The 4,530-nt window shown below is 38.4% G+C and carries 4 protein-coding genes; all 4 read right to left on the reverse strand.

Annotated features, from left to right (window positions below; all coding sequences use genetic code 11):
* Position 1 precedes the first annotated feature (1 nt).
* The 4 genes from tuf to rpsL are packed head-to-tail and all read right to left on the reverse strand — an operon-like array spanning position 2 to position 4,142.
* On the reverse strand, positions 2–1,174 hold the full coding sequence (gene tuf, locus ACIPNH_RS06565) for an elongation factor Tu (RefSeq protein ID WP_010962309.1): 1,173 nt from the start codon (positions 1,172–1,174) through the stop codon (positions 2–4).
* Between the two features lie 11 nt (positions 1,175–1,185).
* Positions 1,186–3,261, reverse strand: a complete 2,076-nt coding sequence (gene fusA / locus ACIPNH_RS06570; protein ID WP_400772340.1) for an elongation factor G — start codon at positions 3,259–3,261, stop codon at positions 1,186–1,188.
* Positions 3,262–3,282: 21 nt separating this feature from the next.
* Entirely contained in the window at positions 3,283–3,762 is a 480-nt protein-coding gene (rpsG, locus tag ACIPNH_RS06575; protein WP_007549313.1) for a 30S ribosomal protein S7, read from the reverse strand.
* A 5-nt stretch (positions 3,763–3,767) separates the two neighbouring features.
* Complete coding sequence (rpsL, locus tag ACIPNH_RS06580; RefSeq protein ID WP_006279787.1) at positions 3,768–4,142, reverse strand: 30S ribosomal protein S12; 375 nt, start codon at positions 4,140–4,142, stop codon at positions 3,768–3,770.
* Positions 4,143–4,530: the final 388 nt, after the last annotated feature.

Here is a 4,530-nt window from a genome sequence, read left to right on the forward strand (position 1 = left end):
CTCACTCCAAAATTTCAGAAACAACACCAGAACCAACAGTTCTACCGCCTTCTCTTATCGCAAAACGCAATCCCTTATCCATTGCTATCGGTACTTGCAATTCTACTTCTACACTCACATTATCTCCTGGCATTACCATCTCCTTCCCATCTAGCAATTTTATGCTCCCAGTTACATCCGTTGTCCTTAAATAAAACTGTGGCTGGTAATTCGCAAAAAATGGTGTATGCCTTCCTCCTTCCTCTTTCTTTAATATATAAACCTCCGCCTTAAACTTTCTATGCGGCGTTATCGTCCCCGGTTTTGCCAATACTTGCCCTCTCTCTACTTCTTCTCTTTTTGTTCCTCTTAACAATATTCCTACATTGAGTCCTGCACTTCCCTTATCCAGCAACTTCTTAAACATTTCTACACCTGTGCATATCGTCTTTTGCGTCGCTTTCAGACCTATTATCTCTATCTCTTCTCCCGTCTTTATCTCTCCCTTCTCTATTCTTCCTGTTACCACTGTTCCTCGCCCCGATATCGAAAATACATCTTCGATTGGCAATAAAAATGGTAAATCCACAGGCCTTGGTGGAACCGCTACATATTCATCTAACTTTTCCATCAATTTGTCTATTGATTTCTTTCCATATTCGCTGCTGTCATCCTCCAGCGCCTTGAGCGCTGAACCAACCACCACAGGCACTTCATCCCCTGGAAATCCGTATTTACTCAGTAATTCCCTCACTTCCATTTCTACTAAATCTATCATATCAGCATCAGCAACATCAGCTTTGTTTATATACACCACGATATATCCAACACCTACCTGCTTCGCCAGCAATATATGCTCTCTCGTTTGTGGCATTGGCCCATCAACCCCCGACACTACCAATATCGCCGCATCCATCTGTGCTGCACCTACTATCATGTTCTTTACATAGTCAGCGTGTCCAGGACAATCAACGTGTGCATAATGCCTTTTTTCCGTCTGATACTCAACATGCGCTGTTGCTATCGTTATCCCCCTCTTCCTTTCTTCTGGCGCTTTATCTATCTGATCGTACGCTACAAAATTTCCATAATGCTTCGTTATCGCCGCTGTTAACGTCGTCTTCCCATGATCCACATGTCCTATTGTTCCCACATTTACATGCGGCTTTCCAAATGCTTCCACTACTGCTGTCATAATTATTACCCTTAATTATACTCTAACTTTAACTCATCAACCACATATTGTGGCACTTGCTCATAACAAGAAAAATGCATACTATACTGCGCCCTTCCCTGAGACATAGAACGCAAAACGTTGATATAACCAAACATATTTGCAAGAGGTACCGAAGCAGTAATTATTTTACTATTATTACCTAAATCGAGCATATCAGCAACATTTCCTCTTCTACTATTTATATCACCCATAACATCACCCATATATTCTTCAGGAGTAATGATTTCAACTTTCATTATAGGCTCCAGCATTTTTGGACCAGCTTTATTTGCCATCTCTTTAAAAGCACCTTTAGCAGCAAGTTCAAAAGCTAAAGGACTAGAATCAACCTCATGAAAAGCACCATCAAGAAGGGTAGCCTTAAAATCAATCAACGGAAATCCCGAAATTATACCACCTTCTTTTATCAACTCCAAGCCATTTTCTACCCCAGGAATATACTCTTTTGGAATAGCACCACCTACAATTTTACTTTCAAATTGAAACCCAGAACCAGGCTCAAGAGGTTCAAATTTTATTTTAACCTTAGCAAACTGACCAGCTCCACCAGATTGTTTTTTATGAGTGTAATCAATTTCAACAGATTTAGTGATAGTTTCACGATATGCAACCTGAGGAGCACCGACGTTAGCCTCAACGTTAAATTCGCGCTTCATTCTATCAACAATAATCTCAAGATGGAGCTCACCCATGCCTTTCAATATAGTCTGGCCACTTTCCGCATTTACTGACATTCTTAAAGAAGGATCTTCTGCAACCAACCTATTTAGAGCAATACCTAATTTTTCCTGATCTGAAGTGGTTTTAGGTTCCACAGCAATTTCAATAACAGGCTCAGGAAATTCCATACGCTCCAATAATATAGGAAAATCAACAGAACATAAAGTATCTCCGGTGGTTGTTTTCTTTAGCCCAACTAAAGCAACTATATCTCCAGCCCTAGCCTCAGTTATATCTTCTCGGTTATTTGCATGCATAAGTAACATTCTGCCAATCCCTTCAGTTTCGTTTTTTAACGCATTTGAAACGTTAGATTTAGACTTTAATTTACCAGAATAAATACGGATAAACGTCAAGCTGCCTACAAATTTATCCGTCATCACTTTAAATGCAAGAGCAACAAATTTCTCTTTTTCTGAAGGTTTGACCTCAATTTTCTTTTCTGAATCTTTAGGATCAATTCCAACAATTACATCAACATCAATAGGAGAAGGTAAAAAGTCAACCACACCATCTAAAAGTGGTTGTACGCCTTTATTTTTAAAAGCTGATCCACATAACACAGGAACAAATTTTCCTTTAATGGTCCCATTTCTCACGCATTTTTTCAGTAAATCTACTGGCAGATCATTAGACTCAAAGTAAGTATTCATCGCTTCATCATCCATCTCAGCTGCAGCATCTAATAAAAGATTTCGATATTCTTGAGCCTTATCAAGCAAATCAGAAGGAATATCTTCATAAGAAAATTTAGCGGCCAACGTTTCTTCTTGCCATATAATGGCTTTCATAGAAATAAGGTCAATTATACCTTTGAAATCTTTCTCACTCCCTATTGGTAAATGAATAACTAAAGGTGCTGCACCAAGCTTCGTCTTTATCATATCAACACATCGATAAAAATTTGCCCCTATTCTATCCATCTTATTAACAAAGCAGATACGAGGAACGCTATATTTATCAGCTTGACGCCACACTGTCTCAGATTGAGGTTCAACTCCAGCAACTCCATCAAATACAGTAACTGCACCATCCAAAACCCTTAAAGATCTCTCAACTTCAATAGTGAAATCAACGTGACCAGGAGTGTCTATTATATTGACCCTATGATCATTCCAAAAACATGTTGTTGCAGCAGATGTGATTGTAATACCACGCTCTTTTTCCTGCTCCATCCAATCCATAGAAGCTGCACCATCGTGCACTTCACCAATTCTATTTTGCTTACCAGTATAAAATAAAATACGCTCTGTTGTGGTAGTCTTACCAGCATCTATGTGAGCCATTATCCCTATATTTCTGTATTTAGATATTCCAATTTCCATATCACAATTAATTAGCTAACATTAAAAACGAAGATGAGAAAATGCCTTATTAGCTTCAGCCATTTTATATTTTTCTTCGCACATCTTAAACGCACCACCGCGTTTATTATAAGCATCCAGTATTTCAGATTGCAAACAATCAACAGTGGTTTTTCCACTCTTTTTTCGAGCAGCAGAAGTTGCTTTAGCAATCCACCTTAACGCTAAAGAAACCGCTCTATCTTGTCGAACTTCAACAGGTACTTGATAAGTTGCACCACCAATGCGTCGAGAACGCACTTCTATAGAAGGAGTAACATTTCCTACTGCTGTCTCAAAAATTGATAACCCACCTTCGCCTATTTTCTTTTCAGCTAAAGACAAAGCGTCATAGATAATCTTTTCTGCAGTAGATTTTTTACCACATTTCATGATTGTATTAATGAAACGCATCAGCAAAACACTGCCGTAACGCGAATCAGGACTTATTTCTCTTTTTTTTGCTTTATTCCGACGAGCCATAAACTTTAACCAGATTTCTTTACACCATATTTTGAACGAGCTTTCTTTCGATTTTGCACACCACGCAGATCAAGGGCACCTCTTATTATGTGATAACGCACACCTGGCAAATCTTTAACCCGCCCACCACGTATCAAAACAACAGAGTGTTCTTGTAAATTATGACCTTCACCAGGTATATAAGCCGTCACTTCACCATACCCACTAATTTTTACTCTGGCTACTTTACGGAGTGCTGAGTTAGGCTTTCTAGGAGTTGTAGTATACACCTTAGTGCAAACACCTCTCCTTTGAGGGTTGCTTTCTCCCAAAGCTGGTACCTTTTTCTTATGGGTCAATCCTAATCTACCCTTACGTATTAATTGATTTATCGTAGGCATATGTTATAAACTCAAGCTCATTAAAATAACTAAGTTTTTAGTTATAAAATAATAAACCTCAATAGTCAATATAAAAATAAACATTACTACTCTAATAATTAAGCTCAACTGCCTTGAAAGCCATCAGTAGACTTCTTGCACTACCTCCCAAGCCACAACTATCATTCAGTAGAAACGAAAAAACTTACTTGACACCCTTCGCCAGCCCCATTATCATGGTACTGAAGGTATTCATTTATCTTCAATCTGTGCAGATTAAATGACAACAGTATTACGTAATTGGCGTCTTATTTTTAATTTTTTGCACTATGCACACTTTACGTCTTCACAACATTTCTGGGTTTTTACCTATATAAGCTGAAACGCGCTTATAAAGCGTTTAAGACAG

Source organism: Wolbachia endosymbiont of Drosophila barbarae (assembly GCF_044752445.1).
Classification (GTDB): Bacteria; Pseudomonadota; Alphaproteobacteria; order Rickettsiales; family Anaplasmataceae; genus Wolbachia; species Wolbachia pipientis.